Origin of the sequence: Novosphingobium aureum (assembly GCF_015865035.1) — a bacterium.
Taxonomy (GTDB): Bacteria; Pseudomonadota; Alphaproteobacteria; order Sphingomonadales; family Sphingomonadaceae; genus Novosphingobium; species Novosphingobium aureum.
Window position 1 is genome coordinate 2608455 of sequence record NZ_JADZGI010000001.1, and the last position, 26270, is coordinate 2634724.

Annotated in this window: 20 protein-coding genes; 13 read left to right on the forward strand and 7 right to left on the reverse strand. The window is 66.7% G+C overall.

Annotation, left to right across the window (positions count from 1 at the left end; translation table 11 throughout):
• Nucleotides 1-101 precede the first annotated feature (101 nt).
• Together I5E68_RS12190 and I5E68_RS12195 are read left to right on the forward strand one after the other, a co-directional pair.
• Entirely contained in the window at nt 102-2453 is a 2352-nt protein-coding gene (locus tag I5E68_RS12190) for a GumC family protein (protein ID WP_197164067.1), read from the forward strand.
• The gene (locus I5E68_RS12195) at nt 2453-3103 is read left to right on the forward strand and encodes a sugar transferase (RefSeq protein ID WP_197164069.1); all 651 of its coding nucleotides are present in this window, start codon (nt 2453-2455) and stop codon (nt 3101-3103) included. The genes I5E68_RS12190 and I5E68_RS12195 overlap by 1 nt, the downstream gene beginning before the upstream one ends.
• Before the next feature lies 1 nt (nt 3104).
• On the opposite strand, the gene I5E68_RS12200 is transcribed toward I5E68_RS12195, so the two are convergent.
• Genes I5E68_RS12200 through I5E68_RS12210 form a run of 3 tightly spaced genes read right to left on the reverse strand, consistent with a single transcriptional unit; the run spans nt 3105 to nt 5966 of the window.
• Entirely contained in the window at nt 3105-3845 is a 741-nt protein-coding gene (locus I5E68_RS12200; protein WP_197164071.1) for an HAD family hydrolase, read from the reverse strand.
• Nucleotides 3838-4809 carry an ATP-grasp domain-containing protein gene (locus I5E68_RS12205; protein WP_197164073.1) on the reverse strand — a complete coding sequence of 324 codons (972 nt, stop codon included), beginning with the start codon at nt 4807-4809 and terminating at the stop codon, nt 3838-3840. Before I5E68_RS12205 ends, I5E68_RS12200 begins: the two co-directional genes overlap by 8 nt.
• Complete coding sequence (locus tag I5E68_RS12210) at nt 4806-5966, reverse strand: glycosyltransferase family 4 protein (RefSeq protein WP_228726956.1); 1161 nt, start codon at nt 5964-5966, stop codon at nt 4806-4808. The genes I5E68_RS12205 and I5E68_RS12210 overlap by 4 nt, the downstream gene beginning before the upstream one ends.
• A gap of 577 nt (nt 5967-6543) precedes the next feature.
• On the opposite strand from I5E68_RS12210, the gene I5E68_RS12215 reads away from it, so the two are divergent.
• The 7 genes from I5E68_RS12215 (at nt 6544) to I5E68_RS12245 (ending at nt 14894) form a co-directional block, all read left to right on the forward strand.
• Complete coding sequence (locus I5E68_RS12215) at nt 6544-8112, forward strand: hypothetical protein (RefSeq protein ID WP_197164075.1); 1569 nt, start codon at nt 6544-6546, stop codon at nt 8110-8112.
• A gap of 368 nt (nt 8113-8480) precedes the next feature.
• A complete protein-coding gene (rfbF, locus tag I5E68_RS12220) occupies nt 8481-9302 on the forward strand; it encodes a glucose-1-phosphate cytidylyltransferase (protein ID WP_197164076.1) in 822 nt (273 codons plus the stop codon).
• Entirely contained in the window at nt 9295-10440 is a 1146-nt protein-coding gene (gene rfbG / locus I5E68_RS12225) for a CDP-glucose 4,6-dehydratase (protein WP_323982154.1), read from the forward strand. The genes rfbF and rfbG overlap by 8 nt, the downstream gene beginning before the upstream one ends.
• A complete protein-coding gene (locus tag I5E68_RS12230) occupies nt 10431-11651 on the forward strand; it encodes a DegT/DnrJ/EryC1/StrS family aminotransferase (RefSeq protein WP_197164077.1) in 1221 nt (406 codons plus the stop codon). Before rfbG ends, I5E68_RS12230 begins: the two co-directional genes overlap by 10 nt.
• Nucleotides 11644-12906, forward strand: a complete 1263-nt coding sequence (locus I5E68_RS12235; RefSeq protein ID WP_197164078.1) for a class I SAM-dependent methyltransferase — start codon at nt 11644-11646, stop codon at nt 12904-12906. Before I5E68_RS12230 ends, I5E68_RS12235 begins: the two co-directional genes overlap by 8 nt.
• Before the next feature lie 36 nt (nt 12907-12942).
• Nucleotides 12943-13914 (forward strand): NAD-dependent epimerase/dehydratase family protein, encoded by a 972-nt coding sequence (locus tag I5E68_RS12240; RefSeq protein WP_197164079.1) that lies wholly within the window; start codon nt 12943-12945, stop codon nt 13912-13914.
• Entirely contained in the window at nt 13911-14894 is a 984-nt protein-coding gene (locus tag I5E68_RS12245) for a glycosyltransferase family 2 protein (protein ID WP_197164080.1), read from the forward strand. Before I5E68_RS12240 ends, I5E68_RS12245 begins: the two co-directional genes overlap by 4 nt.
• Here I5E68_RS12245 and I5E68_RS12250 read toward each other — a convergent pair.
• The 3 genes from I5E68_RS12250 to recG all read right to left on the reverse strand — a co-directional run bounded on the left by I5E68_RS12250 (nt 14866) and on the right by recG (nt 18552).
• On the reverse strand, nt 14866-15297 hold the full coding sequence (locus tag I5E68_RS12250) for a GtrA family protein (RefSeq protein ID WP_197164081.1): 432 nt from the start codon (nt 15295-15297) through the stop codon (nt 14866-14868). The genes I5E68_RS12245 and I5E68_RS12250 overlap by 29 nt on opposite strands.
• A gap of 7 nt (nt 15298-15304) precedes the next feature.
• Entirely contained in the window at nt 15305-16327 is a 1023-nt protein-coding gene (locus tag I5E68_RS12255) for an SDR family NAD(P)-dependent oxidoreductase (protein ID WP_197164083.1), read from the reverse strand.
• 167 nt (nt 16328-16494) lie between these two features.
• On the reverse strand, nt 16495-18552 hold the full coding sequence (recG, locus tag I5E68_RS12260; protein WP_197164086.1) for an ATP-dependent DNA helicase RecG: 2058 nt from the start codon (nt 18550-18552) through the stop codon (nt 16495-16497).
• A 108-nt stretch (nt 18553-18660) separates the two neighbouring features.
• On the opposite strand from recG, the gene I5E68_RS12265 reads away from it, so the two are divergent.
• The 4 genes from I5E68_RS12265 to I5E68_RS12280 all read left to right on the forward strand — a co-directional run bounded on the left by I5E68_RS12265 (nt 18661) and on the right by I5E68_RS12280 (nt 24737).
• On the forward strand, nt 18661-19083 hold the full coding sequence (locus I5E68_RS12265) for a baeRF12 domain-containing protein (protein ID WP_197164088.1): 423 nt from the start codon (nt 18661-18663) through the stop codon (nt 19081-19083).
• Nucleotides 19084-19190: 107 nt separating this feature from the next.
• A complete protein-coding gene (locus tag I5E68_RS12270) occupies nt 19191-19460 on the forward strand; it encodes an FAD assembly factor SdhE (RefSeq protein WP_228726957.1) in 270 nt (89 codons plus the stop codon).
• Nucleotides 19461-19548: 88 nt separating this feature from the next.
• The gene (gene mfd, locus I5E68_RS12275; RefSeq protein ID WP_197164092.1) at nt 19549-23052 is read left to right on the forward strand and encodes a transcription-repair coupling factor; all 3504 of its coding nucleotides are present in this window, start codon (nt 19549-19551) and stop codon (nt 23050-23052) included.
• A 125-nt stretch (nt 23053-23177) separates the two neighbouring features.
• Nucleotides 23178-24737, forward strand: coding sequence for a S10 family peptidase (locus I5E68_RS12280; protein ID WP_197164094.1), 1560 nt, complete (start codon nt 23178-23180; stop codon nt 24735-24737).
• A gap of 117 nt (nt 24738-24854) precedes the next feature.
• Here I5E68_RS12280 and I5E68_RS12285 read toward each other — a convergent pair whose 3' ends face one another.
• On the reverse strand, nt 24855-26192 hold the full coding sequence (locus I5E68_RS12285) for an EAL domain-containing protein (protein ID WP_197164096.1): 1338 nt from the start codon (nt 26190-26192) through the stop codon (nt 24855-24857).
• Nucleotides 26193-26270 lie beyond the last annotated feature (78 nt).

A 26270-nucleotide genomic window follows, 5' to 3' on the forward strand; every position in this document is an offset into this window, starting at 1 on the left:
TTATTGAGCAAGTGGCAACACCGATGCCCTTTTTGCTGCAGCGAGCGAGCGCAGCATAATGAGCCTGACCCAATCCACCAACGCGTCAGGAGGCGTGGTCCATGGCTGCCCTGGTAACCGATGATGCTCGTAATGCCCCGGCCCAACGCAGGGATCCCTTCACCAGTCCACCGTCAGGGTCGGACCGGTCACAGGCTTCGGCACACGACCAGTTCGCCTTGCGTGACATCCTGCGCGTCATCGGTCGCTACCGAACGATGTTCACGCTCATTGTCGGGGGGATCACGCTTGCCGTGCTTGCCAGCCAGCTGCTCGCCCCGACCATGTACCGCGCCACCGCCCACGTGCAGGTCGAGCTGATCGACGAGGTCGGCACCAACCAGGCCGACGTCAATTCGCGCAATGCCCAGCGTGTTGCCAACGCGGTTCGCCTGCATCGCTCGCGCTCGACCGCCGAACAGGTGATCAAGGACCTCGACCTGATGCGCGATCCGCGCTTCCTCAAGGAGATGGGCGATACCGTGCGCACCGGTGCGGCCCTCAAGCAGCAGGCCTCGAACACCCTGCTCTCGATGATCACCATCAGCTCAGAGGCCGGGTCGGACCTGATGGACATCTCGGTGACCGCGCGCTCACCCGAGCTTGCCGCCGAGATCGCCAACCAGTTGCCCGCCTCGGTGCGCGAATTGCGCAACCAGAAGCTCGACAACCGCCGCCAGCAGCTTCTCGTCTCGCTGGAAGAGGAACTCGAGACCCGCAACCGCGAGGCCGACACCGCCTCGCAGAAGGTCGCCGACTTCCGAGCCAGCAACAACATGCTCGTCGGCGCGGGTCAGATGGAAGACCTCCAGCAGATCAACCGCGTCGCGCTGCAGGCCACCGAAGCGCAGGCAGCACGCGACGCCAGCGCCGCGCGCAGCGCGGGTATTGCCCGCGCCGCGGGCATCCGCAGCACCGCCAGCGCCTCATCGGCCGCGCTCGATGCGCTCGAACGGCGTCGCGGCGAACTGATCGCGGAGCGTTCGAAGATGGGCACCAGTTACGGCCCCAACCATCCCGACGTTAAGCGCAACACCTCCGCGCTCGCAGCTGTCGACGACTCGATCGCCAAGGAACGCACACGTGTCCAGCAGGCCGCGGGCGCCGATGCCGGGGCCGAAGCCTCACGCATGGCTGCACTCGCGCGCAGCGAGGCCAGCGGTGCAGCAGCGCAGGCCTCGCGGCTGGGCGGCGCAGTCGCCGCGCTGACCTCGATGGCTTATCGCAACAACGCCAACAGTGTGCAGCTGGGCAAGCTGGTGCGCGAATCCGAGCTTGCCGAGCAGGCCTACAAGCTGCTCGCCGCTCGCGTAGAGCAAGTGCGCGCGCAGATGCAGCTGGAGGGTGTTTCCTCCTCCGTTGTCTCGCCCGCTGTCCCTAATCACGACCCGATCTCTCCGGCGCCGTTCAAGATGACCTTCGCCGCCCTGATCGGCTCGAGCATCGTCGCCTTCCTGATCGCGATGACCCGCGACCTGCTCGACGACCGCCTGCGCACCACCGCCCAGATGCGCCGCATGTTCGGCATGCGCACGCTGGGCATGATGCCCCAGGTGGCACGCTCGATCTCGGGCGACCCGCGCGAGAGCCCGGTCATCACCGAGCCCAACTCGCTCTTCGCCGAAGTGGCCCGGGCAGCCTACAGCGAGGTGCGCGCGCTGCACGAAGGCAAGGGCGCGCAAGTCGTGCTGATCAGCTCGCCCTTGCCCGGTGACGGCAAGTCGACCGTCTCGATGACGCTTGCCGCAGCAGGCGTGGCGATGGGCGAACGCACCGTCGTGCTCGACCTCGACCTGCGCAAGAAGGGAGCATTGCAAAAGCTCCAGCGCGAGCTGCATTTCCCCGACCTCGTCGACATCGTCACCGGCCAGGCCGACCTCGACCAGGCGCTCGGCGACATCGATCGCCAGCACATCGAGGCTCTGGGTTACGACGGCGTCGAACCGCGCTTCGGTCACGATCCCGAAGTGAGCAATCAGGTGGTCCTGCTCAGTGCGAAGGAGCCGGTGGCAGAACCGGCGGTGATGCTCACCTCAAAGCGGCTCAAGGCCCTGCTCGCCCAGTTGCGCGAACGGTTCGATTTCATCGTCATCAACGCCCCTGCGGCGCTGGCGGTGCGCGATGCACGCGCGATGTGCCACTTCGCCGACCAGACGGTGATGGTCGCGCGCTGGGGCATCACGACCAGCGACCAGATGCGCGTCGCACTGGAGGTGATGGACGAGCGCACGATCGGCGGCGTGATCTTTGATCAGGTGGACTATGCCGAGCACGCAAGGCGCTGCTACGGCGACTCGGTCCAGTTCTACGCCAACTCCTCGGACTACTACACCGACCCGCTGCCGATGCCCCCGACGCTGGGCGAACGCCTGCGCGGGCTGTTCGGTCGCGGTCCAGTCGCGCAGGCGGCGTGATGAACCGGATCGGACCCGGTTCAATCGCCGCGCAGCGCGAGGCATCAATTGTCGAGACACGGCGTCGCGCAAACCGACTAATCCCGCGCCTTGCTGCTACCGCGCTGCTAGTACCTGTGGCCCCGGTAATCGGTCTGCTTGCACTGGGTGTTGTCGTCACGATGGGCCGGCCGATCTGGTTTCGCCAACGGCGCGCCGGCCTTGGCGGGACGACCTTCACCCTGCTCAAACTGCGTTCGATGCGCGAGGCGACCGACCGCTTCGGCGCACCCCTGCCCGATGAAGAGCGGGTCACTGCCTTTGGCCGCTTCCTGCGGCGATCGCGGCTCGACGAGCTTCCCGGCCTGATCAGTGTCGTACGCGGGCACATGGCCTTCGTCGGTCCTCGCCCGCTCCTGCCCGGGACAATCGTCGAACTGGGCGCGCGCGGCGTGGCGCGCGGCACCGTCCTGCCCGGTTTGACCGGTTGGGCTCAGGTGAACGGGAACACCTTGCTTTCGCTCGACGAGAAGATCGCGCTCGACTTGTGGTACGCGCAGCATCGCTCCTGGCGCCTCGACCTGCGCATCCTAGCGCGCACCGCTCTGGTCATGCTGGGCGGCGAGCGACGCTCGCAGCCGGCGGTGCCGCCCTCCCCCGTCACGCACTAGTTCACACGTCGGGATCGCCGCTCCAGGCACCCAGGGCAATCTCGTCGAGCGAGCGGATGACCAGTACTGCCGCATGGTCGGCGTCGGGAGCGATGCCGGTATGGATGCGGCCCTCGCGCAGGATCTGTATCGTCATCCAGCCGCGCTTGCGCGGGGCGAGAAAGTCCTTGGCACCGTTATCGGCGATGTAGAGGTGCTCGCGCGGCGGGCGACCGGACCATTGCTCGACCATCTCGAAGGCTTTTTGATGCGGTTTGCCATGACCGGCGGGAAGTTCATCGGTGACGACAATCTCGCCGATCCTGGTCTTGAGGCCGAGCGCCTCGATCTTGTTGCGCTGCATTCCAGCCGGTCCATCGGTGATCAGCGCGGTCGGTTCGTTGCGCAAGCGTGTGAGCAGCCGCGCAGCATCTGGCGCGAGCGATATCTCGGGCTTGTGCATGCGATAGGCCTCGACCAGCTCGAGGATATCGATCCGCCGGTCCTGCGCCCCGAGCGCCTTGATCGCCTCGTTGAACACGGTGCCGCGCACACCTGCCTTGAACTGCTTCTTGCAGGCCGCACCAAAGCCCTTCACCCGGTAGCGCGTCTCGACGATCGGATCGAGCGCGGCAAAGCCGCTCAGCGCGAAGTCCCGCTCGAGGTACAGCGTGTCGTCGAGGTCGAACACGACGACGCTGCCCGCGACGTCGAAGGCCACCGGCACGTTGCGCCGCTGACGCCGGATGCGCGGTTCAGCCACGGAACACCGCCTTGTCGTAGCGCACCATGGTCACGCCCTCGCGCCAGTCGTCGCTGGCAACGTCGCGCTGCCCCAGCGTCTGTGCGATCAGGCTCTCGGCAAAGCGTCCTCCGGCATAGTCGGCGAGCGGATAGCCGCCGCCGAAGCGCGCGTTGATCTCGAACACGCGCGGACCGCGCCGCGGATCGTCGATCAGCTGGAAACACATCGCCCCGCGAGCACCCGGCAGGGCATCGGCGATGGCCTGTGCGAAACCGGCCATGCGCGCATCGCGCAAGGTGCGCCCCTTCTCGACCTCGCCGCCGCGTACCGAGAGGCGCCGGTGAGGGACCGTCGAAAGCAGCCGCCCGCGCGCATCGAGATAGATGTTGACGGTATATTCGGGGCCCTCGAGCAATTCCTGCACCAGCATCGGCTCGGCATAGGCATCCTCGATCTGCGCTGCGCTTTGCAGGACGCCTATGCCGCGACTGGCGCTGCCTCCCGCTGGCTTGATGAAACTGGGCCAAGTCCACGCTTCGGGTTCGGCCCTGACCGCCTCGACCGGGGCCGAGCGGGGCACCGGCACACCCGCATCCTGCAGGACCCCGACGGTACGCGCCTTGTCACGAACCACGGCTATCGTCGCCGGGTCGGAAACGTGGACCAAAACACCCTCCTCGGCGAAACGCTCGCGCGCCGCGGCGAGCACCGCGAGCTCGGTATCGATCGTGGGCACGAGCAGCTCGATCGCATTCTCGCGGCAATAGTCGAGCAGCAGGGGCACGTAGTCGGGATCGGTACAGCGCGGCACGGCAAAGGCATGGTCGGCCTCGAGGCAGGCCGCACTCAGCGCGGGATCGAGGTCGCAGGCATGGACCTCGACCTCGCGACCCAGCTTTGCCCCGGCCCTGCGAAAGCACCAGGTCAGTTCGACCCGTCGTCCGGCAGACGTGAACAGGACACGAAAGACATTCGCGCTCATGGCAGGTCTCCAGTCTGCCGGGAGACGGGCAGCAAGATGGCCCCGCCGCGCGAAGCAGCCGAGACGCTGTGCGGCCGCGCCAGTCGCGAGAACAGCGCCAGCCAGCTGCCCAGCACCTGCTCGGACCGGTAGCGCTCCATAGCCCGTGCCGCGCCGTGCCCGAGGCTCGCTCTCAAGTCAGCATCCTTGATCAGGCCCTCCAGTGCCGTCGCCAGACCGGCGACATCCGGCTCGCCGTCAATGCAATCGACCAGCACGCCGCTGCGCCCTTGCGCGATCATCTCGCCGGGCCCGAAATCGCAGGCCGTGGCGATGACCGGCAGACCCGCCGCCATGGCCTCGGCAAGCGCGTTGGGAAAACCTTCGTAACGTGAGGCAAGGACGAAGATCGCAGCCTGCGCGATCCAGCCACGCGGGGTTTCGCTCAGGCCCTGCAGGACGACGCGTCCCTGTAGCCCGGCAGCGGCGATCTGGGCTTCGAGTGCGGCGCGCTCGGCGCCCTGCCCCCAAATCTCGAGCCGCCAGCCCGGAACCGATGGAGCGATGGCGGCGAAGGCTTCGACCAGCTTGTCGAAGCCCTTCTGGCGCGTCAGGCGCCCGACCGCGCAGACGACCTGCGTGTCGCGGCCAGTCGGTTCGACCTGCGGCACCGGCACGGGATTGGGGATGGTCACCAGCCGATCCTGCAGTGCTGGCCCGAAGCAGCGTCGCACCGCGTCGGTCTGGCAGACGATCGCATCGGCACGGCGATAGGCCTGCGCGAGCAGGCGGTTCCACAAGGGATGCGCACCCTGTCGCTCGGGATTGTTGCGCTCGGCACAGACCAGCCGGGCAGGCGTGCCCAGCACGGCCAGGGCGGCGACGAAATTGATCTTGGTGAGGAACGAGACCACCAGCCCCGCTCGCCCGGTTCGATCACCAGACAGGTACCGGCGCAAGGCGATAATGCGGGCAAGGGTTCCCCCGAAGCCGCTGCCCTTGCCCAGCCGGACGAGCTTCACCCCCGCAGGGAAGCGATGGTACACCGGCTCATCCGGATGATCGAAGGCAATCACCTCGACGCGATGCCCATGCGCGTGGGCATCAGCAGCAAGCTGGGCGATGACCTGTTCGGCGCCGCCAGCTCCCAGTCCCGATGTCACAAACGCGATGTGCATTGCCAACCTGCCATTACCAGACTGTACCCTCACCGAAGTGGCTTCCGGGCCCGCCTTCCGCATCTTCCGGTGCTCGTCGCCATGGCCGCGCATTTGCAGGCGATACGCACGGCGCTGGCGCTGGATAGGCCTGGAATGACGAACCGGGAGAGGGAGAGCGACAAACGGACACCGACTTGCGACGCCCAGTAATTTCTACCTAGCAGATCACGCCGCCGAGACATGCGGTGCATACGGTCTAACTCCATTGGACCGCTTACCCTGCAAGACAGCGAAGTATCCGAGTCCACTGGGATCACCCCTGTGAGTTAAAACCTAATCGCGCTCGCCATGGGGCACTGTTGGCCTGCAGGATCGCAAGGTGACACCCTTGCCGAGGACCCTGCGCGCAATGCAGCTGACAAACCTGATCGCCGGCCGCAGACGCACCACCCGCCAAGAGACCTCCGCGGCACGGCAGCAGGCAGGACTGGATCAGTCGGCAACCCGCTCGACAATGCCTGCCTTCAGGTCTCTTGCGAGCACCGGCTCGGGGCGCGACCTGCCAGTCCACGGTGCGACAACCCGCGATGCCAGCATGGAAGCAAGGCGCCCGATCGCCGCAGCCTGGATCGAGGCCGGTTGCTGGGTAATCCTACTGGGCATGTTCGCAGGGCTGTGCGGACGCATCCTGTCCTATCCGCTCAACCGCGACGAGAACCTGTTCGTCACCGCCGCGGCAATGGTCTTCGGCAACGACCTCTACACGGACCTTGGCTACAACCACCTGCCCTATCTGGCCTGGGGTCTAGGCGCGATCTTCCGGCTGAGCGGAACAGAGCATTTCCTGCTTACCGGACGCATCGTGATCTGCCTGGGCTGGCTCGCGACGCTGCTCGCGCTGCGCCTGATCGCTTTCCAGCTGAGCGCAGGCTTCACCGCGTTCTTCTGCGCAGCCTGCCTCTTTCTTGGCAACGTCCTGCTACTGGGGAGTGCCGGAATGCTGGTGAGCAACAACCTCCTGCCGATCCCCTTCGCGCTTTTCGCACTGGCAGCACTGATCCGCGGGATGGACGAGGAGAACCCCTCGCCGGTCGCCTGCTTCATCGCCGGGCTCGCGGTCTCGTGCGCAATCGGCCTCAAGGCGAACTACATCGTCGTCGCACCGGTCGTCTTTCTCGCCACCGTGCTTGCGCCGCCCACCCGCCCCGCAGCCGCGCGCTTCTCGCAGGCCAGCATGCCACTCGCGCTCGGCGGCCTCGTCGGAGGTTTACCTGTGCTGGTGCTCGTCTTTCGCGATCCGGGCGGGTTCTTCGCCCATACGCTACGCTACTTCACGCAGCTCCAGCCTGCCTACTGGGCTGCATCGCACGAACCCAAAGTGGTCGGCGCGGCCGCCAAGGTGCTGCTTGCGGAGAGCATCTGGGGCGCGAATACCGCTTTGCTGGCTATGGTCGGGGTGGCCGGACTGATCGCACTGCCCATGATGCGCGGTGCACCGGTCCGCGCGCGCGCAATGATCGCCGACTGGCCGGTCGTGCTGTGCCTCGCCCTCGCCCTTCTGGGTTTTGTCGTAGCCTTCGTTCCGAGCCCGGCTTTCCCGCAGTACTTCGTGCCGCCGATCCCTTTCCTGATCCTTGCCGTCATCGCCCTTCGTGCACGCTGCGAGACCATCGACCGCCCGCCCGCACGCGCGCTGCTGGCGACGCTGGCACTGGTCGCGATGACCGGCTCCGCCTCGCGCCTTGCGCCCGGTCTGATCCAGCTTGCACGGCCAGCCGCCTGGGCACCGAACGCGCTCCATCGCGACCTGCGCGCGCTCGCTCGAGAAGCTGGATTAAGCCCGCGGGCCCGAGCCGCGACCCTGACCCCGGTGCTCGCGCTCGAGGCCGGGCTTGCAGTTCCGCGCGAATTTGCCGCCGGACAATTCGTCTATCGCGTCGCCCCCTTCATCCCGGCGGACGAGGCCGTGCACTACACCACGACCTCGCCGCGCCATCTCGAGGCCTACCTCGAGCAAAGCGCGCCCGAAGCCATCGTAACCAGCGGCGAGGAAACGCTCGAAGAGCCCTTCGATACATTCGCGCGCAGCCACGGATACGAAGAGTTCACCAGGCGTCGCGGCGGCCATACCCTGCGCCTGTTTCGCAAGCCGATCACGGATTGAACCGCCGCAGGATCGGGTTCGGGCCGACAAGGCCAGGACGCGTCCGGGCCGCCCGCCTCTCGCAGCCGCAACTGATCGCGCCAATTCTCCAGAAACGTCAGCACCGAGCCGTCCACCACCCGCCAACATGAGGAGCGCGCGGCCGGGAGGATAGGCGTCATTGGCCCTTTGGTAACCGGTTTGGCTAAAGCTGCCTAACCCCGATGAACATTACCCGAGGCGCCCCGCGCCACGTACCCTGCGCTCATCAGATGGAGGCAAGCTCCGAACCGGGCGCCGCCCTTGCGGCACCGTATACTTGGATGCCGCAAGGGCCACGATCCGCTGCGCGGACACCGGCCGGGCAGGCAAACGCCGGAGGCACGCATATGAAGGTCGTCCTGCTGGCCGGGGGACTTGGGTCCCGCCTGGCCGAAGAAACGGTCCGTATTCCCAAGCCGATGGTCGAGGTCGCCGGGCGGCCGATCATGCTCCACGTCATGGATATCTACGATCACTGGGGTCACAACGACTTCATCATCGCCTGCGGCTACAAGGCGATGGCGATCAAGAGCTTCTTCCAGGACCTGCATCTCATGTCGAACGACTTCACCGTCGGCATCGGCAATGGCGAGATGGCGCTTCGCCCCACTTCCAAGATCGACTGGCGCGTCTCGGTGGTCGATACCGGCCTCGCCACGATGACCGGCGGGCGCATCCGCCGCCTGCGCTCCTGGCTCGACGACGAGACCTTCATGGTCACCTACTCCGACGGGGTTGGCAACATCGACATCAAGGCCCTGCTCGACTTCCACCGCGCGCACGGCAAGCTGGCAACGGTCACCGCGGTGCAGCCGCCAGCGCGCTTCGGCAACCTCGAGATCGAGGACGGGCAGGTCACCCAGTTCACCGAGAAGGTGCGCAAGCAGGAGACCTGGATCAACGGCGGCTTCTTCGTCTTCGAGCCGGGTGTGCAGGACTACCTCACCGGCGACGAGGAGCCGCTCGAACAGGCCCCGCTGGCACGTCTAGCGAACGACGGCCAGCTCATGGCCTACAAGCACACCGGCTTCTGGCACCCGATGGATACGGTGCGCGACCGCGATACCCTCGACAAGCTCGGCACCGGGAGCAATCCCCCCTGGACGGACTTCGAGAACGGCCAGCCCGTCCTCACCTCCGACGATCCGGCGAAGTACGCCCGTGCCTGAACCGGGGTCACTCAATCAGGCGCTTGCCCACGCGCTTTCAGGCAAGCGGATCCTGGTGACCGGCCACACCGGTTTCAAGGGTGGCTGGCTGTCCCTCTGGCTCACGAGGCTAGGGGCAGATGTCACCGGGATTGCCTTGCCGATCCCCCGGGAAGGCCCTGTGTTCTTCCACGAGACCGGGCTCGAGGACATCGTCGACCACCGCATCGCCGACATTCGCGATCCTGCGGATTACGCAAGGGCGGTGCGCGACCTCGAGCCCGATCTCGTCTTTCACCTTGCCGCACAGGCGCTGGTGCGCCCCTCGTACGAGGACCCGGTCGAGACCTTCGCCACCAACGTGACCGGCACCGCCGTGGTGCTCGATGCCGCGCGGCGCTGCGCGCATACGCGCGGCGTGGTCGTCGTCACCAGCGACAAGTGCTACGAAAACGAGGAGTGGTCCTGGCCCTACCGCGAGACCGACCGGCTGGGCGGAGCCGATCCCTACAGCGCCTCGAAGGGCTGCACCGAGCTGGTCGCGGCCGCGATGCGCCGCTCCTACTTTTCCGATCCCGACCTGTGCCAGATCGCGACCGCGCGGGCAGGCAACGTCATCGGCGGCGGGGACTGGTCGCGCGACCGCCTGCTGCCCGACCTCGTGCGCGCGACCTTGGGCGGTACCGCGGTGACGATCCGCAACCCGGCGAGCGTGCGCCCATGGCAGCACGTGCTCGAACCGCTGGCGGGCTACCTCATACTCGGCGCACGACTGCTGGGCAGCGATGCCCCGCAGTTCGCGGAGGGGTGGAATTTCGGACCCAGCCCGGAAGGCTTCATCGACGTCGAGGCGGTTGCCCGCGCGTTCCGCGAGGCCTGGGGCGAGGATGCCGCGCAGATCGCATTCGGTCGGCGCCCGGACGATCCGCACGAGGCCGGTCTCCTCACGCTCGATTCGAGCAAGGCCCGTGCGAAGCTGGGCTGGCGGGCCCGCCTCACGAGCGCGCAGGCCATCGCGATGAGCGTCGCGTGGTACCGCGCCGCGGCCAGCGACGAGATCGACATGCGCGCCTTTTCCGAAGCGCAGATCGCGGCCTTTGCAGGCCCCCTCGAGACCCTCTCCCCCCTCTACAGCGAAAGGCCCGCCGCATGCGCGTGAACTACGGACAGACCGTCCATGGCGAGGAAGAGATCGCCGCCGTGCTCGAAGTCCTGCGCACGTCCACCCAGATGGGCCCCAAAGTACGCGAGATGCAGGAGCGGGTCGCGGCGCTCTTCGCCAAGGACAACGGGATCATGGTCAATTCCGGCTCTTCGGCGAACTATCTCGCGATGGAGCTCCTCGACCTGCCCGAGGGCAGCGAGGTCATCACCCCGGCACTGACTTTCGCCACCACCGTCGCCCCCATCGTGCGCTCGCGGCTGGTCCCGGCCTTCGTCGATGCCGCGCCTGCGACCTACAACATCGACGTCGAGGCCATCGAGGCGATGATCGGCCCCAGGACCAAAGCGATGATGATCCCTTCGCTCATCGGCAACCTGCCCGACTGGGACCGCATCCGCGCCATTGCCGATACCCATTGCCTGATGGTCATCGAGGACAGCGCCGACACGCTCGGCGCGACGCTCCACGGTAGCAGCACCGGCACGCGTTCGGACATCTCGACTACCAGCTTCTACGGCAGCCACGTGATCAACGCGGCAGGCAACGGGGGCATGTTGTGCGTCTCCGACCCCGAGCTTGCCCGCCGGGCGCTGCTGCTGCGCTCATGGGGCCGCACGAGTTCGCTCTACGCCGATTCCGAGAGCATCGAGCGCCGCTTCAACGTCGAGCTCGACGGGATCAGCTACGATGCCAAGTTCCTGTTCGAGGAACTGGGCTTCAACGTTGAACCATCGGAAATGGGCGCCGCCTTCGGCCTCGTCCAGCTGGGCAAGCTCGAACGCAACATCGCCGCACGCGAACACAACTTCGCGCGCCAGTACGCCTTCTTCAAGCGGTACGAGGAATGGTTCGAACTGCCCAAGCAGCTGGAGGGTGCCCGCACCGGCTGGCTAGCCTTCCCGCTCACCATCCGCGATGACGCGCCCTTCTCCCGGCGCGACCTGCAGGTCTGGCTGGAAGAGCGCGACGTGCAGACCCGCCCGGTCTTCACCGGCAACATCCTGCGCCAGCCAGCGATGCGCGCCGTCGCCAGCCGGCAGTCCCCACGCGGCTATCCGGTCGCCGACGCGGTGATGCGCGGCGGCATCCTGCTTGCCTGCCATCACGGCCTCGAGGAGGCCCACCTCGACTACATGCACGAATGTTTCGAGGACTTCGCACGAGAGATCATCAACCACCGCGAGAGCGAGGTGTCCAATGCTTGAGACCAAGACCGTCCCCGCCACCTCGGCGCAATCGACCCTGGCCGAATGCCGCGCCTGCAAGGCGCCCCAGCCCTACCTGTTCCTGCCGCTCGGCGACCATGCCCCCGCGCAGATGCTGATCCGGCCCGAGGAGCTGGGCGAGAAACAGCCCTCGTTCCCGCTCAACACCCAGGTCTGCCTCGAATGCGGGCTGATCGAGATCGCCGATCAGATCCCGGCGGACTTCTTCCGCCACTATCTCTACGTCCCCTCGGGGGCGACGCGCATGCACACGCATTTCGCGGATTTCGCCAAGGTGCTCGCGGGCATCGCGGGCGAGGATCTCATCGTCGACATCGGCTCGAACGACGGATTGCTGCTCGCCGCCTGCAATGCGCTGGGCTGCAGGACGCTGGGCTTCGATCCGGCCGAGAACATCGCCGCGCTTGCCGCCGAACGCGGGGTCGAGACCTTCATCGCCTACTATACCGTCGAGAACGCACGTCAGGTTCTGGAAGAGCGCGGGCCCGCCAAGGTGATCGTCACCACCAACACCTTCAACCACATCGGCGACCTTCACGCCTTCATGGAAGCGATCTGCGTACTGCTCGCGGATGACGGGACCTTCGTGATCGAGGTGCCGCGCGCCAAGGAGTACATCGAGCACACCGAATTCGACAACATCTACCACGAGCACGTCTCCGAGTTCAGCCTGCTCTCGATCGCCCGGCTGGCCGAATTCTTCGATCTCGCGGTCACGGACGCGCTCTCGCTGCCCGACATCCATGGCGGCTCGATGCGCGTGTTCCTGACCCGCAAGGCGGCGGGCATCGCCGCGAGCGACACGGTCTCTGCGATGCTTGCCGAAGAACTGGGCAACGGCATGCTCGACAAGCAGACTTACGACGAACTGGCCGCACGCGTTGCCGAGATGGGCGAGGAAACCCGCGCGATGCTTGACGGGATGAAAGCACAGGGCCTCAAGATCGCGGGCTACGGCGCCTCGGCACGCGGCAACACGCTGATCACCCACTTCGGGATCGACACCAGCTACCTCGACTTTCTCGTCGACAAGAACCCGCTCAAGCACGGCCTCTACGCCCCCAATACGCGCATCCCGATAAAGCCGGTGAGCGCGATCGAGGAGGAGGCGCCCGACGTTTTGTTCGTGCTCGCCTGGAACTTCTTCGACGAAATCTACGAGCAGCAGGCCGCGTTCCGCGCGCGGGGCGGCAAGTTCCTGGTGCCGCTGCCCTCGCCAAAGATCGTGGGCTGAAAGCTCTGCGACGGAGCCAGCTTTGACGGAGGATGCGTGCCTGCAGAAGTCTCACTCGTCACCGGGGCTGCCGGGTTCATCGGCGCGCACCTTTGCAAACGTCTGCTCGCGCGCGGCGAGAAGGTCCATGCGCTGGTGCGACCGTCGACCCGGCTGGACCGGCTCGACGGCCTGCTCGATGCGCTGACGTTCCACCGTGTCGACCTCGTCGACGCAGCTGGCCTGCAGGCCGCTCTCGCAGCCATCGCTCCGACCTGCGTCTATCATCTTGCCGCACAGACCCGGCCCGAAACCGGCTCGCCGTTCATCGCCCTGCGCCGCGCCGCCGAAGCCAACCTCTCGGCGACGCTGACCCTTGTCGAAGCCCTGACGGCGCTGGCGACGCCACCGCGGGTCATGATCCGCGCGGCAACCATCGCCGAATACGGCCCCGCCGATATGCCCTGTCGCGAAGATGCGCTTGCCCGTCCGGCCACTGCCTACGGGGCCGGCATGCTGGCCACGACTGCCGCGATAGGCGTGCTGACGGGCACCATGCCCTTCCCCGTGATCAATGCCCGTCTGGCGCTTTGCTACGGCGCGGGCCAGTCACGTGCCTTCCTCGTTGCCGAGGCCGTTGACGCATTGCTGGCAGGGCGCCCGATCACGCTTACCCGACCTGAAGACAGGCGCGACCTGATCCATGTCGAGGACGCGGTCTCGGGTTTGGTGGCGCTCGCCGATACGGTTCCCGCCGATTGCCCGATCGTCAATATCGCCAGCGGCATCGCCCCGCGCATGGACGATGTCATGGCGCGCATCTGTGACCTCGCCGGTGCCGATCCACGGCTGCTGCGCGTGACGCCCGCTGCCCCGGGCAACAAGCCCTCGGTGCTCCATGCCAGCCCCGAACTGGCGCGGCGCAGGCTTGGCTGGCACGCAGCGATCACGCTCGAGGATGGCCTTCGCCACACCATTGCCGCCCACCGCGCGGCACACGAGGCCTCGCTGCCGGAAGTCGTCTCGTGACTGGAGCAGCCAAACCCCTCGTCTCCATCCTCGTTCCCGCCTTCAACGAGGAAGGCAATGTGGTGCGCTGCTACGAGACCATCGTGAAGGTCTTCGCCGACCTGCCCGAGTACCGCTACGAGATCATCGTCACCGACAACCATTCGACCGACCGCACTTTCGCGCTGCTGCGCGAACTGGCCGAGCGCGACCCGGCATTGCAGGTCATCCGCTTCTCGCGCAACTACGGCTACCAGCGCAGCCTGCTGTGCGCCTACAAGGCGGCCTCGGGCGCCTGTTCGATCCAGCTCGACTGCGACCTGCAGGACCCGCCCGAGCTGATCCCGGAGATGCTCAAGCTCTGGCGCGCGGGGCATCAGGTCGTCTACGGCATCCGCCGCAGCCTCAAGGACGGCTGGATGACCGCACTGCTGCGGCGCGGCTACTACCGCTTCATCTCGTGGATCAGCGACGACGACCTGCCGATCAACGCCGGCGAGTTCCGCCTCGTCGACCGCCGCATCCTCGTCGAGCTCGCCAAGGTCGACGATGCCTCGCCCTATCTTCGTGGCCTCATCAGCGCGATGGGTTTCTCGCAGATCGGGCTCGAATACGACCGGATGGGCCGCATCGAGGGGGAGAGCAAGTTCCCGCTCAGGTCGATGATCTCGCTGGCGATCGACGGGGTGCTCAACCACTCGCTGCTGCCGCTGCGCTTCGCCTCGATCTCAGGCATCGTGATCGGCGTGCTGTGCATGGCCATGACCATGGTCTACCTCGTCGGGCGGCTGGTCTTCGGCCAGGCCTGGCCCGCAGGCTTTGCCACGACGACGATCCTGCTGCTGATGTCGATCTCGCTCAACGCGGTGTTCATGGGGATTCTCGGCGAATATGTCGGGCGCCTGTTCCTTCAGGCCAAGAACGGCATTCCGCCGGTCGTCGAGACCCGGCTCAACCCGCCCGAGGACGTGGTCAGCCTCGTCGTGAAGGAAAGACGATGAGCCGGCTGAGCACGAACAGCACCACGGCGTAAGTCCCGACAGCCCCCGCCTGCACCAGCGCCTGGCCGGCAATGCCCTGCGCCATGCCGACCTCGCGCCCGATCGCGATCACCGCGAGGTTGGCGAGATAGGCGAGTGCGAAGACGAGCGCATAGCGCAGCATCTCTGCCCTGCTCGCGCGGTGGCGCGCGCGGAAGGTCAGCCAGCGGTGCGTCAGATAGGAGACCGGCACCGACAGCACGAAACCGCACAGGTTCGCGGCATAGTCGCCGAGACCGAGCAAGAGGCCGCCGAGGATGAAGCCGTAGCCGATCGCGGTGTTGAGCGCGCCGACCGCGACGAAGCGCAAGGCCGTGGCCAGTTCAGCCCCCAGCCCTGCTCCACGCTTCGCCGTTCCCTGCATCGCCGCCTCAGCCTTCGAGTGCCATCGCCGGCGCGGCGTAGTGGCCGCGATACCAGTGCGCGAAGCGGCGCAGCCCTTCCTCGATCATCACCTTGGGATGATAGCCGCAGAGCGCTTCGAGGCGGCTGACGTCGGCATATGTCGCGGTGACGTCTCCCGGCTGCATCGGTCGCATGATCTTCTGCGCCTCACGGCCCAGCGCTGCCTCGAGCGCCGCGATCATGTCCAGCAGGCCGACCGGGCGGCTGTCGCCAATGTTGAGGACACGGTGCGCTGGCTCGCCCGGTGGATGGTCGAGCGCGCCGAGGATACCCTCGACGATGTCGTCGATATAGGTGAAGTCGCGCGCCATGCGCCCCTCGCCGTAGACCTCGATCGGCTCGCCCGCGAGAATCTTCCGGGTAAAACCGAAGTAGGCCATGTCGGGCCTCCCCCATGGACCGTAGACGGTAAAGAAGCGCAGCCCCGTCTGCGCGAAACCGTAAAGATGCGCATAGGAATGGCTCATCAGCTCGCAGGCCCGCTTGGTCGCGGCGTAGAGCGACACCGGGGCAACGGCGGGGTCCTCCTCGCTGAACCCCCCGCCCGCAAGTGGACGGTCGCCATAGACCGAGCTCGACGAGGCATAGACGAGGTGGCGAAAACCCGGCACGTGGCGGCAGGCCTCGAGCACTGCGAGGTGTCCGGCGAGGTTGGAATGCTCGTAGGCGAACGGGTTGGACAGGCTGTAGCGCACCCCCGCCTGCGCGGCGAGATGCACAACCCGGCGCACGCCCGCCTCGCGCACCAGCGCGGCGAGCGCGGGTGCATCGGCGACGTCCATGCGATGGAAGGAGAAGCCGTCGATCCCGGCAAAAGTCGCCAGCCGCGCTTCCTTGAGCGCGGGATCATAGTAGTCGTTGACGATATCGAGCCCGATCACCTGCTCACCGCGTTCGAGCAGGCGGTGCGCGGTGGCGTGGCCGATGAACCCGGCCGCTCCGGTCACGAGAACCGGATCGCGCCCCCGAGCCTCCCCTTGCGTCGACATGTCTTGGTTTGACTTGTCCTGCACCCTTGCTGCCTCCCACGCCGCGGCGGACGCATTGTCCGGCCATCGCGCGAGGCTGCGCGATGGCGCCGGGCACGGCAATCATCCGGGAGTGGCAGCCCTGCGGAAATTACGGGCCAGGATCGTGACCCGCCCGTACTTCCCCCTCAGCCCCCGCGCAGGAGCTGCACGCCCCAGTCGCGCTCGAACAGGTAGAGCAACAGGCGAGCCGCCTCGCCGCGCGGGCCATCAAGGCCGCCGTCGCGCTCGATCAGGAGGCGCGCATCGTCGTGGGCCATGGGCAGGTATTTCGCGATCTGGTCGAGGCTGGCGATGCGGAACGGTGTATCGCCCGACTGGCGCGTGCCCAGCAACTCGCCCCCGCCACGAAGCTGCAGGTCCTCTTCGGCGAGGCGGAAGCCGTCCTGCGTCTCGCGCATCAGGGCGAGGCGCTGGCGCGCGGTCTCGCTGAGCTTGTCGCTGCGCAGGAGCAGGCAGGTCGACTTCTCGCTGCCGCGCCCGACACGCCCGCGCAGTTGGTGAAGCTGGGCAAGGCCGAAGCGCTCGGCCTGCTCGATCACCATCAGCGTGGCGCTGGGCACGTTGACACCGACCTCGATCACCGTCGTCGCCACCAGCAGCCGCGCCTCGCCCGCGACGAAGCGCTCCATGGCCGCGTCCTTGGCCTCCGGGCGCATCTGGCCATGAACCAGCACCACCGTCTCGCCGAAACGCTCCCTCAGCGTCGCGTAGCGCGCCTCGGCGGCGGCGAGGTCCTCGTTCTCGTTTTCGTTGACCATCGGGCAGACCCAGTAGGCCTGCTGCCCGCCCTCGATGTGCCGCGCAAGCGCGCCGACGACGTCGCCCATGCGCTCGAGCGAGACCACCCGAGTATCGATCGCCTGCCGCCCGGGTGGCAGTTCGTCGAGTTGCGAGACTTCCATCTCGCCGTACTGCGCAAGCGTTAGCGTGCGCGGGATCGGGGTCGCGGTCATCGCCAGCGTATGCGGGGTACGGCGCCCCTTTCGCGCCAGCATCAGCCTCTGGCCGACCCCGAAGCGGTGCTGCTCGTCGATCACCACCAGCGCGAGATCGCGGTAGGAGACCGAGTCCTGAAAGATCGCGTGCGTTCCGACCACGATCTGGATCGAGCCGTCGACGAGCCCCATCAGGATCGCCTCGCGCGCCTTGCCCTTGTCGCGCCCTGTCAGCAGCACGATCTCCACGCCCGTGCCCTCGAGCATCTGGCGCAAGGTCTCGTAGTGCTGGCGCGCGAGAATCTCGGTGGGCGCAAGAAGCGCGCCCTGCCGCCCCGCCTCGACCGCGATCAGCAGCGCCGAGAGCGCCACCACCGTCTTGCCCGACCCGACGTCGCCCTGCAGCAGGCGCAGCATCGGCGCGGACTGGGCAAGATCGCCCTCGATCTCGCGGATCGAGCGCGCCTGCGCGCCGGTCAGTGCGAAAGGCAGGTGCAGCTTCGCGCGCAGCGAGCCGTCGCCGCTCAGCGGGGTCCCGCGCTGCGAGCGGTTGCTCGCGCGCACCAGCATCAGCGCCAGCGCATTGGCGAGCAGTTCGTCATAGGCAAGCCGGTCGCGCGCGGGCTCGTTTTTGGCCTTGTGCACTTCGGGCAGGGCCTCGTGCCAGGCCATCCAGCCGCTTTTCGCGATCTGGCTCGGCTCGATCCATTCGGGCAGTTCGGGCAAGAGCACGAGCGCCTGTGCGACCAGCCCCGCGAGCCGACCCTGGGTAAGTCCTTCGGAGAGCGGGTAGACCGCCTCGCGCGCCTGCGCCATCGCCTCGGCGGCGCTCTGCGTCACGTGTTCGGGATGCACGATCTGGAGCATCTGCCCGTATTGCTCGAGCTTGCCCGCGACCCAGCGCATCTCGCCCACCGGCAGCAGCTTGCGCGCGGTGTAGGAGGCGCGACCGAAGTAGGTGATCGTGCAAATGGTGCCGCGCTCGTCCTCGCAGACCACGCGAAAGGGCCCGCGCCCCGCAGAAGCGCGATGCTCGCGCACCGTGAGCGCGACGATGATGTTCTCGCCCACCCCGGCAGCGTCGAGGTCGGTGACCGCGCGCCGCTCCACGAAGCGGTCGGGCAGGTGATAGGCAAGGTCCTTGATCCGCGTCAGGCCGAGCTTCTCGAGCGGACGCATCAGCTTGGGGCCGACACCATCGAGGGAGTCGGTCTCGGCGAACAGGGGATTGAGCGCTTCGGGCCGCATCAGCGCCTCTTAGCGCGTGCCCGGTGCATTTCGCCAGACGCCTTGGAACACCGTTCACAGGCAGGTCGTTGGTTTTGGTGAGATCAACGATAAACGGAGAAAAGAGAGATGCTCCTGCCAAAGGGAACCGTGCTGGCCGTCGTCGATGGCGAGAACTTCGAACTCTACCGCAACACCGGCATGGAGTCCGATCCGAAGCTTTCCGCGCTCGATGTGCCCGATCTCGACGCGACGAACTATTCTGCCGGTGCCAAGGACCACGACAAGGTCTCGCGTTTCACCGCCGGTGGCCCCAAGGATCGGCCCGACAAGCTGGAGGAATCGGCCCACGTCGCGGCAGTCACCGAATGGCTCAACGGTCAGGTACTCAAGCACCAGTTTGATCGGCTGGTAGTCATCGCAGACCCGCGTTCGCTGGGCGAGATGCGCCGCCACTACCACAAGGAGCTGGAGAACGCGCTCGTCGGCGAGATCGCCAAGACCCTCACCGGGCGCAGGCCCGAGCAGCTCGTCAGCGCCGTGCACGGCTGACGTCTGCCTTTCGGGGGCTATTGGGCCCTCTCGGGGAAACGCCGCGCTCTGACGCCCGGCGCTCCCCGCGCTTGCTCATGGCCGCGTCGCATTGTAACGGCGCGGACATGAGCGAACTTCCTCCCCGCCTCGCCCGCCTCAAGTTCCGTGCCTGGCATCGTGGCACGCGCGAGGCAGACTACATGATCGGCTGCTTCTTCGATCGCTTCCACGCCGAGTGGAGCGAGGAGGAGATCGACCTGTTCGAGAAGGTCCTCGACGAGGAAGACGTCGACATCATGGCCTGGGCGCTGGGCACCCAGTCGATCCCTCCCGAATACCAGGGTCCGCTGATCGAGCGCATGATGAAGCTCGACTACGTCGTGATCCCGCGCTGAGAGGCGCCGAAAGCAAGACCCGCGTCCCGCGAGAAGCCTGCTTGCATCCGGAACGCTCTTTGCAAGCTGCACGAAGAGACCGATCCAGATGACTGATTTCGCACGCATCCTTTCCGCGACCTCCCCGCTGACGCTGGCCTCGGTCACGCGCGGCAGCCAGCCGCTGGTGATGGCGGACATGGCGCGGGCGGCGGCCGCTTCGGGCAAGGGTGCGCGCGCGGTCTTCGTCGCCGACAGCGAGGCGAGCATGAGTGCCGTCGCCGAAGCGGCGCGCTTCTTTGCCCCCGAGATCGAGGTCGTCGAGTTCCCCGCATGGGACTGCCTGCCCTACGACCGCGCCAGCCCCGCGCTCTCGGTGAGCGCCCGGCGTCTTGCCGCGCTCTACCGGCTTCAGGCGAAGCGCAGCGGTCCGCAGCTGCTGGTCACCACCACCAATGCCGTGCTGCAACGCGTGCTCACCCCGTTCCGCATTCGCGAATCGGTGCGCCACCTCAAGCCCGGCATGGAGATCGGGCACGAGAGCCTGATCGCGCTGCTGCGCCGACAGGGATACCAGCGCACAGACACCGCGATCGACGCAGGCGAGTTCGCAGTGCGCGGCTCGATCTTCGACATCGTGCCCTCGGGTCTGGGCGCAGGACTTCGCCTCGACTTCTTCGGCGACGAACTCGAGACGCTGCGCCTCTTCGACACCAATACCCAGCGCACGACCGGCACGGTCGAGGAACACCTGCTCGTCCCCGCCAGCGAGGCGCTGCTCGACGACAACAGTGTCAAGCGTTTCCGCAGCCGCTACCGCGAGAAGTTCGGCGCCAACGCCACGTCCGATCCGCTCTACCAGGCGGTCAGCGACGGGCGCCGCCTTGCGGGCATGGAACACTGGCTGCCGATGTTCGAGGACCGGCTCGTCACGCTGTTCGACCACATCGGCGAGAACGATCTGGTCGTGCTCGATTCGAGCGTGACCGGCGCTGCCGCCGAGCGCTTCGGCGACATCGCCGACTACTACCGCGCGCGCATGGAGACCTCGGGCCAGAAGGCGGGCTCGTATCGCCCGCTCGGCATCGCCCAGCTCTATCTCGAGGAGGACGAGTTCAAGGGCCTCGTCGAAGCCCAGCCCGCGCACCGCGCCGATCCCTTCGCACAGCCCGAAGGCGGCAAGGTCGTCGATTTCGGCTTCGGCAATGCCCGCGACTTCACGCCCGAGCGCGCCCGCGGCGACAACGTCTACAAGGCTGCGGCCAAGCATTTCCACGAGGTCGGCAAGACCGGCAGCAAGCCGATCCTCGCGGCCTATTCGACCGGCAGCCGCGCCCGTCTCGCCTCGATCCTCGGCGAAGCGGCGCAGGAGAACAAGTGGGGCACCGAGCCGCAGCTTGCCGAGACCTGGCAGGAGGCACTCGGCCTTGCCGTTCAGGGCCGCTCGGCAGCGCTGGTGCTGCCGCTCGAGACCGGCTTCTCGAGCGACGTGCTCGAGGTCGTCACCGAGCAGGACATTCTCGGCGACCGCCTCGTGCGTCGCAAGAAGAAGAAGAAGGACGTCGACGCCTTCCTTGCCGAACTCTCGGCACTGACGCCGGGCGATCTCATCGTCCACATGGACCATGGCATCGGCCGCTACGAAGGCCTGCAGTCGATCCCGGTCGGCCAGTCGCCGCATGACTGCGTGATGCTGGCCTACCATGGCGGCGACAAGCTTTACATCCCGGTCGAGAACCTCGACGTGCTCTCGCGCTACGGCTCGGAAGTAGAGGGAGCAGTGCTCGACAAGCTGGGCGGCGAGGCCTGGCAGAAGCGCCGTGCGCGCCTCAAGGAGCGCATCAACGAGATTGCCGGCGAGCTGATGAAGACCGCCGCCGCACGCGCGCTGCGCAAGGCCCCGGCGCTCGTTGCCGAGGAAAACTCGCTCAACCAGTTCGTCGAGCGCTTCCCATGGCAGGAGACCGAGGACCAGGAAGTGGCGATCTCCGACGTGCTCGAGGACCTGTCGAGCGGACGTCCGATGGACCGCCTCGTGTGCGGCGACGTCGGCTTCGGCAAGACTGAGGTCGCGCTGCGCGCCGCCTTCGTCGCGGCCATGGCCGGGCAGCAGGTCGCGGTCGTCGCGCCCACGACCCTGCTCGCACGCCAGCACTTCTCGGGCTTTGCCGAGCGCTTCTCGGGCTTTCCCCTCAATGTCGGGCGCCTCTCGCGCCTCGTGCCGGAAAAGGAAGCGCGCGCCACGCGCGAGGGGCTGGCCGACGGCACGATGGACGTCGTCTGCGGCACGCACGCGATCCTCTCCAAGATGGTCAGCTTCAAGCGGCTCGGCCTCGTCATCGTCGATGAGGAACAGCGCTTCGGCGTTACGCACAAGGAGAAGCTAAAGCAGCTTCGCGCCGACGTTCACGTCCTGACCCTGACCGCGACGCCGATCCCGCGCACGCTGCAGATGGCGATGTCGGGCCTGCGCGAACTCTCCACCATCCAGACCCCGCCGGTCGACCGCCTTGCCGTGCGCACCTACGTGATGGAGTGGGACGACATGGTGATGCGCGAGGCGCTGCTGCGCGAACACCATCGCGGCGGGCAGAGCTTCATCGTCGTGCCGCGCATCTCGGACATGGCCGAAGTCGAGATCTGGCTCGCAAAGAACGTGCCCGAGGTGAAGGTTATCTCCGCCCACGGCCAGATGTCGGCGGGCGAGGTGGAGGAGCGCATGAGCGCGTTCTATGAGGGCAAGTACGAGGTGCTGCTCGCCACCACCATCGTCGAGAGCGGGATCGACATCCCGCGCGCCAATACCATCATCATCCACCGCGCCGACCGTTTCGGCCTTGCCCAGCTCTACCAGCTGCGCGGCCGTGTCGGACGCTCGAAGCTTCGCGCCTACGCTTACCTCACGACACCGCCCGACCAGCAGCTGTCCGAAGTGGCCGAAAAGCGCCTCAAGGTCCTCTCCGACCTCGACAGCCTGGGCGCAGGCTTCCAGCTAGCCAGCCACGACCTCGACATCCGCGGCGCGGGCAATCTGCTGGGCGACGAGCAGTCGGGCCACATCCGCGAAGTCGGCTTCGAGCTCTACCAGTCGATGCTCGAGGACGCGATCATGGCCGCGCGCGCGGGCGGCGTCGGTCTGGAGAAGGACACCTCGGGCCTTTCGCCGCAGATCACTGTCGATGCGCCGATCATGATCCCCGAGGACTACGTTCCCGACCTCGCTGTACGCATGGCGCTCTACCGCCGCCTCAACGATGCCGAAGGGCAGGAAGAGGTCGAGGCGCTCTCCGCCGAGATGATCGACCGTTTCGGCCCCCTCCCCGCACCGACCGCCAACCTGGTCAAGCTCATCCAGATCAAGCGGCAGGCAATCGAGGCGCATATCGCCAAGATCGACGTGGGCGCGCGCGGGACGCTGGTCAGCTTCCACAATGACAGCTTCCCCAATCCCATGGGCCTCATCGCCTATGCCGATCGCCTGCAGGGCACGATCAAGCTGCGCCCCGACAACAAGCTCGTCGTCTCGCGCGCCTGGGCCGACCCCAAAGCCCGCCTCAATGGCCTGCTCCAGCTCACCAAGGGCCTTGCCGGGGTGGCGCGCAAGGCGGGCTGAGGCGCAAGCGACTGTTAAGTCTCGGGTTATCCCCTTTCACAACAAAGATATAAAGTATCCTTGCACGGAAACGGAAACGCCCGCACAGTGTCGTTTCGGGTCTCAATTCCAGTACAGGGTACCACATGAAAGCAATATCGATGCTCGCCGCCATCCCCCTCGTGGCGCTTGCACAGCCCGCGTTCGCGCAGAAGGGCGATGCTCCGAACGCCGCGAAGATGCACGACGAGAAGGTCGCCGAGCAGATCGCCGACAGCTGGGCCAGCGCTCCTGTCGAGGAAGTGACCAAGACCACCAAGGGCTCTGTCAGTGTCGATGGCCGCTCGATCGCCTATACCGCGACGGCGGGCACGCTGACCCTGCGCGATGCCAAGGGCAAACCGACCCAGAGCATCTTCTACACCGCCTACACCGCGCCCGGTAAGAACCGCCCGGTCACCTTCTTCTACAATGGCGGTCCCGGCTCGGCATCGGTCTGGCTGCGCATGGGCAGCTTCGCACCGACCAAGGTGACGACCTCGGACCCGGTCGCGGTCGCCCCTGCCCCTTACCCGGTCGGCCCCAACCCCGACAGCCTGATCGGCTCGACCGACATGGTCTTCCTCGACGCACCCGGCTCGGGCTACTCGCGCGCGCTGGGCGACACCGATCCCGGCGCGTTCTATGGCGTCGACCAGGACGTGAATGCCTTTGCCGACGCGATCCAGCGCTACATCACCAAGAACGGACGCTGGGGCGATCCCAAGTACATCTTCGGCGAGAGCTACGGCACGACGCGCTCGGGCGCCCTGTCCGAGGAAATGGAAGGGCGCGGCATGTCGCTCAACGGCGTGATCCTGCTCTCCTCGATCATGAACTACGGCATCCGCCAGTCCGGCTTCGACAATATCCACATCGGCTACCTGCCCAGCTATGCCGCGACCGCCTGGTACCACAACAAGGTGGCCGACCGCCCTGCCTCGCTCGACCAGTTCGTCGAGCAGGCGCGCCAGTTCGCCAATGGCCCTTACGCCTCTGCGCTGGGCAAGGGTTCCGACATCACCCCGGCCGAGGAAGATGCGGTCGCGCGCGAGATGAGCCGCTTCACCGGCCTCTCTGTAGACTACATCAAGAGCGCCAACCTGCGCGTCGATCTCAGCCGCTTCCGCAAGGAACTGCTGCGCGGCGAACGCGAGACGCTGGGCCGCTTCGACTCGCGCTACACCGGCACCGATGCCGATGCAGCCGGCGAAGGCCCTGAGTACGATCCCTCGAGCACCGGCATCACCGGCCTGTACATCTCCAGCTTCATGGACCAGCTGCACACCAAGTTCGGCTATGATACCGACCTCACCTACCGCCGCAGCGCGCGCGAGGCCGGCAATTTCAACTGGGACTGGTCGCACAAGGCACCGGGCTACGGTTATTCGAGCCAGCAGAACCTCGTCGACGTGACTGCCGACCTGAGCCGTGCGATGCGTACCAACCCGCATATGCGCGTGCTCTCGCTCAACGGCTACTACGACATGGCGACGCCGTTCCACTCGACCGAGCGCGACCTCAAGCACATGATGCTCAAGCCCGAGCTGCGCTCGAACCTCATGTTCAAGTACTACCCGGCCGGGCACATGATCTACCTCAATCCAGAAGCACTGCACCAGATGCGCCTCGACCTCGAGGCCTTCTACGCGCAAGGCGCGCGCTGAGGCACAGAGCTCCGCAAAACCGAGCAAGGAAAAGGGTCCCGGCGCAAACCGGGGCCCTTTTTCATGCAGGTGTCGATCGCTCTGCCCTGACCGTGTCAGACCGTCAGGCGAACCTGCTCAGCTACTGCCGAGTTCTGCCCTCGCCAATGTATCGAACAGCGCGACGCTCATCGGCTGCGCGCGCAGGAAGCCCTGATAGTAGCTGCAGTGCTCGCGCGCGACGACCTCGCGCTGGGCCTCTTCCTCGATCCCTTCCGCGATCACTTCCATGTCGAGTGCCTGCGCCATCGCGACAATGGCGCGCAGCACCGCGACGTCGCGGCTGTCTTCGGTCACCCCCTCGATCATCGCGCGGTCAAGCTTGAGGTAGTGGATCGGCAGGACCTTGAGATAGCGGAAGTTGCAGAAGCCCGCGCCGAAATCATCGAGCGCGACGCGAATCCCCTGCGCCGAGAACTCCGCCATGATCTGCGCCACTGCGGTGACGTCGGCGATGAGCGACTGCTCGGTGATCTCCAGCGTGAGGCGGCGCAGCGGAAAGCCGCTCTCGCGCACCAGATCGAGCATCTGATGGGTATAGCTCTCGAAGGCGAGATCGGCGGGCGTCACGTTGACCGAGAGGCGAAGTTCGCCCGGCCACTCGCGCGCCGCGAACAGCGCCTTGCGCGCGATATGGCGCGACAGCGGGCCCACGTGATCGACACGCTCGGCAATGCTGAACAGCGCCCCTGCCCCGATCCTGCCCAGCTCCGGGTGATCCCAGCGCGCCAGCGCCTCGGCGCCCGTCAGGCTGTCGTTCACAAGGCTGAACTGAGGCTGGAAAAGCACTTCGATCTCGTCGCGGTCGATCGCGCCGAGCAGATCTGCCTCGAGCTGCGCGGCCGAGCGTCCGGGTAAGGTCGCCTCACCGTCGGCCCAGACAAGCCGGTGCCCGGGCTGCTCGCTCGCGTCGAACAGCGCGTGTCCGAGCCGGTCGAGCATCGCTTCGCTGGTTTCCTGCGCAAGCGTGCGGATGAGAGCGAAGCGCGGCGAGAGACGCACGATACCTGCCGTCACCGCCACAGGCCGGGCGACGAGGTCCGCAAGCTGGTCGGCCAGCAACTGCCAGCGCTCGCGGCTGCACGCGACATTGGCCGCGAGGACGAAAGCGCCGTTGCCGGCCTCGGCGAGAACCCAGGGGCCATCGATCTCTGCAGCGGCGAAATGGGCAATGCGCCCTGCCACTTCGCGCAGCGCGCCATCGCTCGCGGCAGCGCCGTAAGCCATGTCCACGCTGTCGAGGCGGCGCAGGCCGATCATCAGGGCATGGACATGCGCATGATGGAGCTCGCGTGCGGCTTCCTCGCGCCAGCCAGCCACCGCAGCGTGAAGCGCCTCGAGACCGCGCACGCCGCCCGGCGGTGCCGCACGCCTGCGCGTGCGCTGCGAAACCGGGCCTGTGTGCGTAGCGTCCATGCTGTCTCCTTGCCCCAAACCCCTTGCCAAACGGTTCAAAATTTTCCAGCCAAATCAGCCGAGGGTCTCGGCCTGTCC

Coding starts and splice junctions, on each gene's coding strand:
- I5E68_RS12190 (WP_197164067.1), top strand. CDS start 102: ATGGCTGCCCTGGTAACCGATGATGCTCGTAATGCCCCGGCCCAACGC.
- I5E68_RS12195 (WP_197164069.1), top strand. CDS start 2,453: ATGAACCGGATCGGACCCGGTTCAATCGCCGCGCAGCGCGAGGCATCA.
- I5E68_RS12205 (WP_197164073.1), bottom strand. CDS start 4,809: ATGAGCGCGAATGTCTTTCGTGTCCTGTTCACGTCTGCCGGACGACGG.
- I5E68_RS12210 (WP_228726956.1), bottom strand. CDS start 5,966: ATGCACATCGCGTTTGTGACATCGGGACTGGGAGCTGGCGGCGCCGAA.
- I5E68_RS12215 (WP_197164075.1), top strand. CDS start 6,544: ATGGAAGCAAGGCGCCCGATCGCCGCAGCCTGGATCGAGGCCGGTTGC.
- rfbF (WP_197164076.1), top strand. CDS start 8,481: ATGAAGGTCGTCCTGCTGGCCGGGGGACTTGGGTCCCGCCTGGCCGAA.
- I5E68_RS12230 (WP_197164077.1), top strand. CDS start 10,431: ATGCGCGTGAACTACGGACAGACCGTCCATGGCGAGGAAGAGATCGCC.
- I5E68_RS12235 (WP_197164078.1), top strand. CDS start 11,644: ATGCTTGAGACCAAGACCGTCCCCGCCACCTCGGCGCAATCGACCCTG.
- I5E68_RS12250 (WP_197164081.1), bottom strand. CDS start 15,297: ATGCAGGGAACGGCGAAGCGTGGAGCAGGGCTGGGGGCTGAACTGGCC.
- I5E68_RS12255 (WP_197164083.1), bottom strand. CDS start 16,327: ATGTCGACGCAAGGGGAGGCTCGGGGGCGCGATCCGGTTCTCGTGACC.
- recG (WP_197164086.1), bottom strand. CDS start 18,552: ATGCGGCCCGAAGCGCTCAATCCCCTGTTCGCCGAGACCGACTCCCTC.
- I5E68_RS12265 (WP_197164088.1), top strand. CDS start 18,661: ATGCTCCTGCCAAAGGGAACCGTGCTGGCCGTCGTCGATGGCGAGAAC.
- I5E68_RS12270 (WP_228726957.1), top strand. CDS start 19,191: ATGAGCGAACTTCCTCCCCGCCTCGCCCGCCTCAAGTTCCGTGCCTGG.
- mfd (WP_197164092.1), top strand. CDS start 19,549: ATGACTGATTTCGCACGCATCCTTTCCGCGACCTCCCCGCTGACGCTG.
- I5E68_RS12280 (WP_197164094.1), top strand. CDS start 23,178: ATGAAAGCAATATCGATGCTCGCCGCCATCCCCCTCGTGGCGCTTGCA.
- I5E68_RS12285 (WP_197164096.1), bottom strand. CDS start 26,192: ATGGACGCTACGCACACAGGCCCGGTTTCGCAGCGCACGCGCAGGCGT.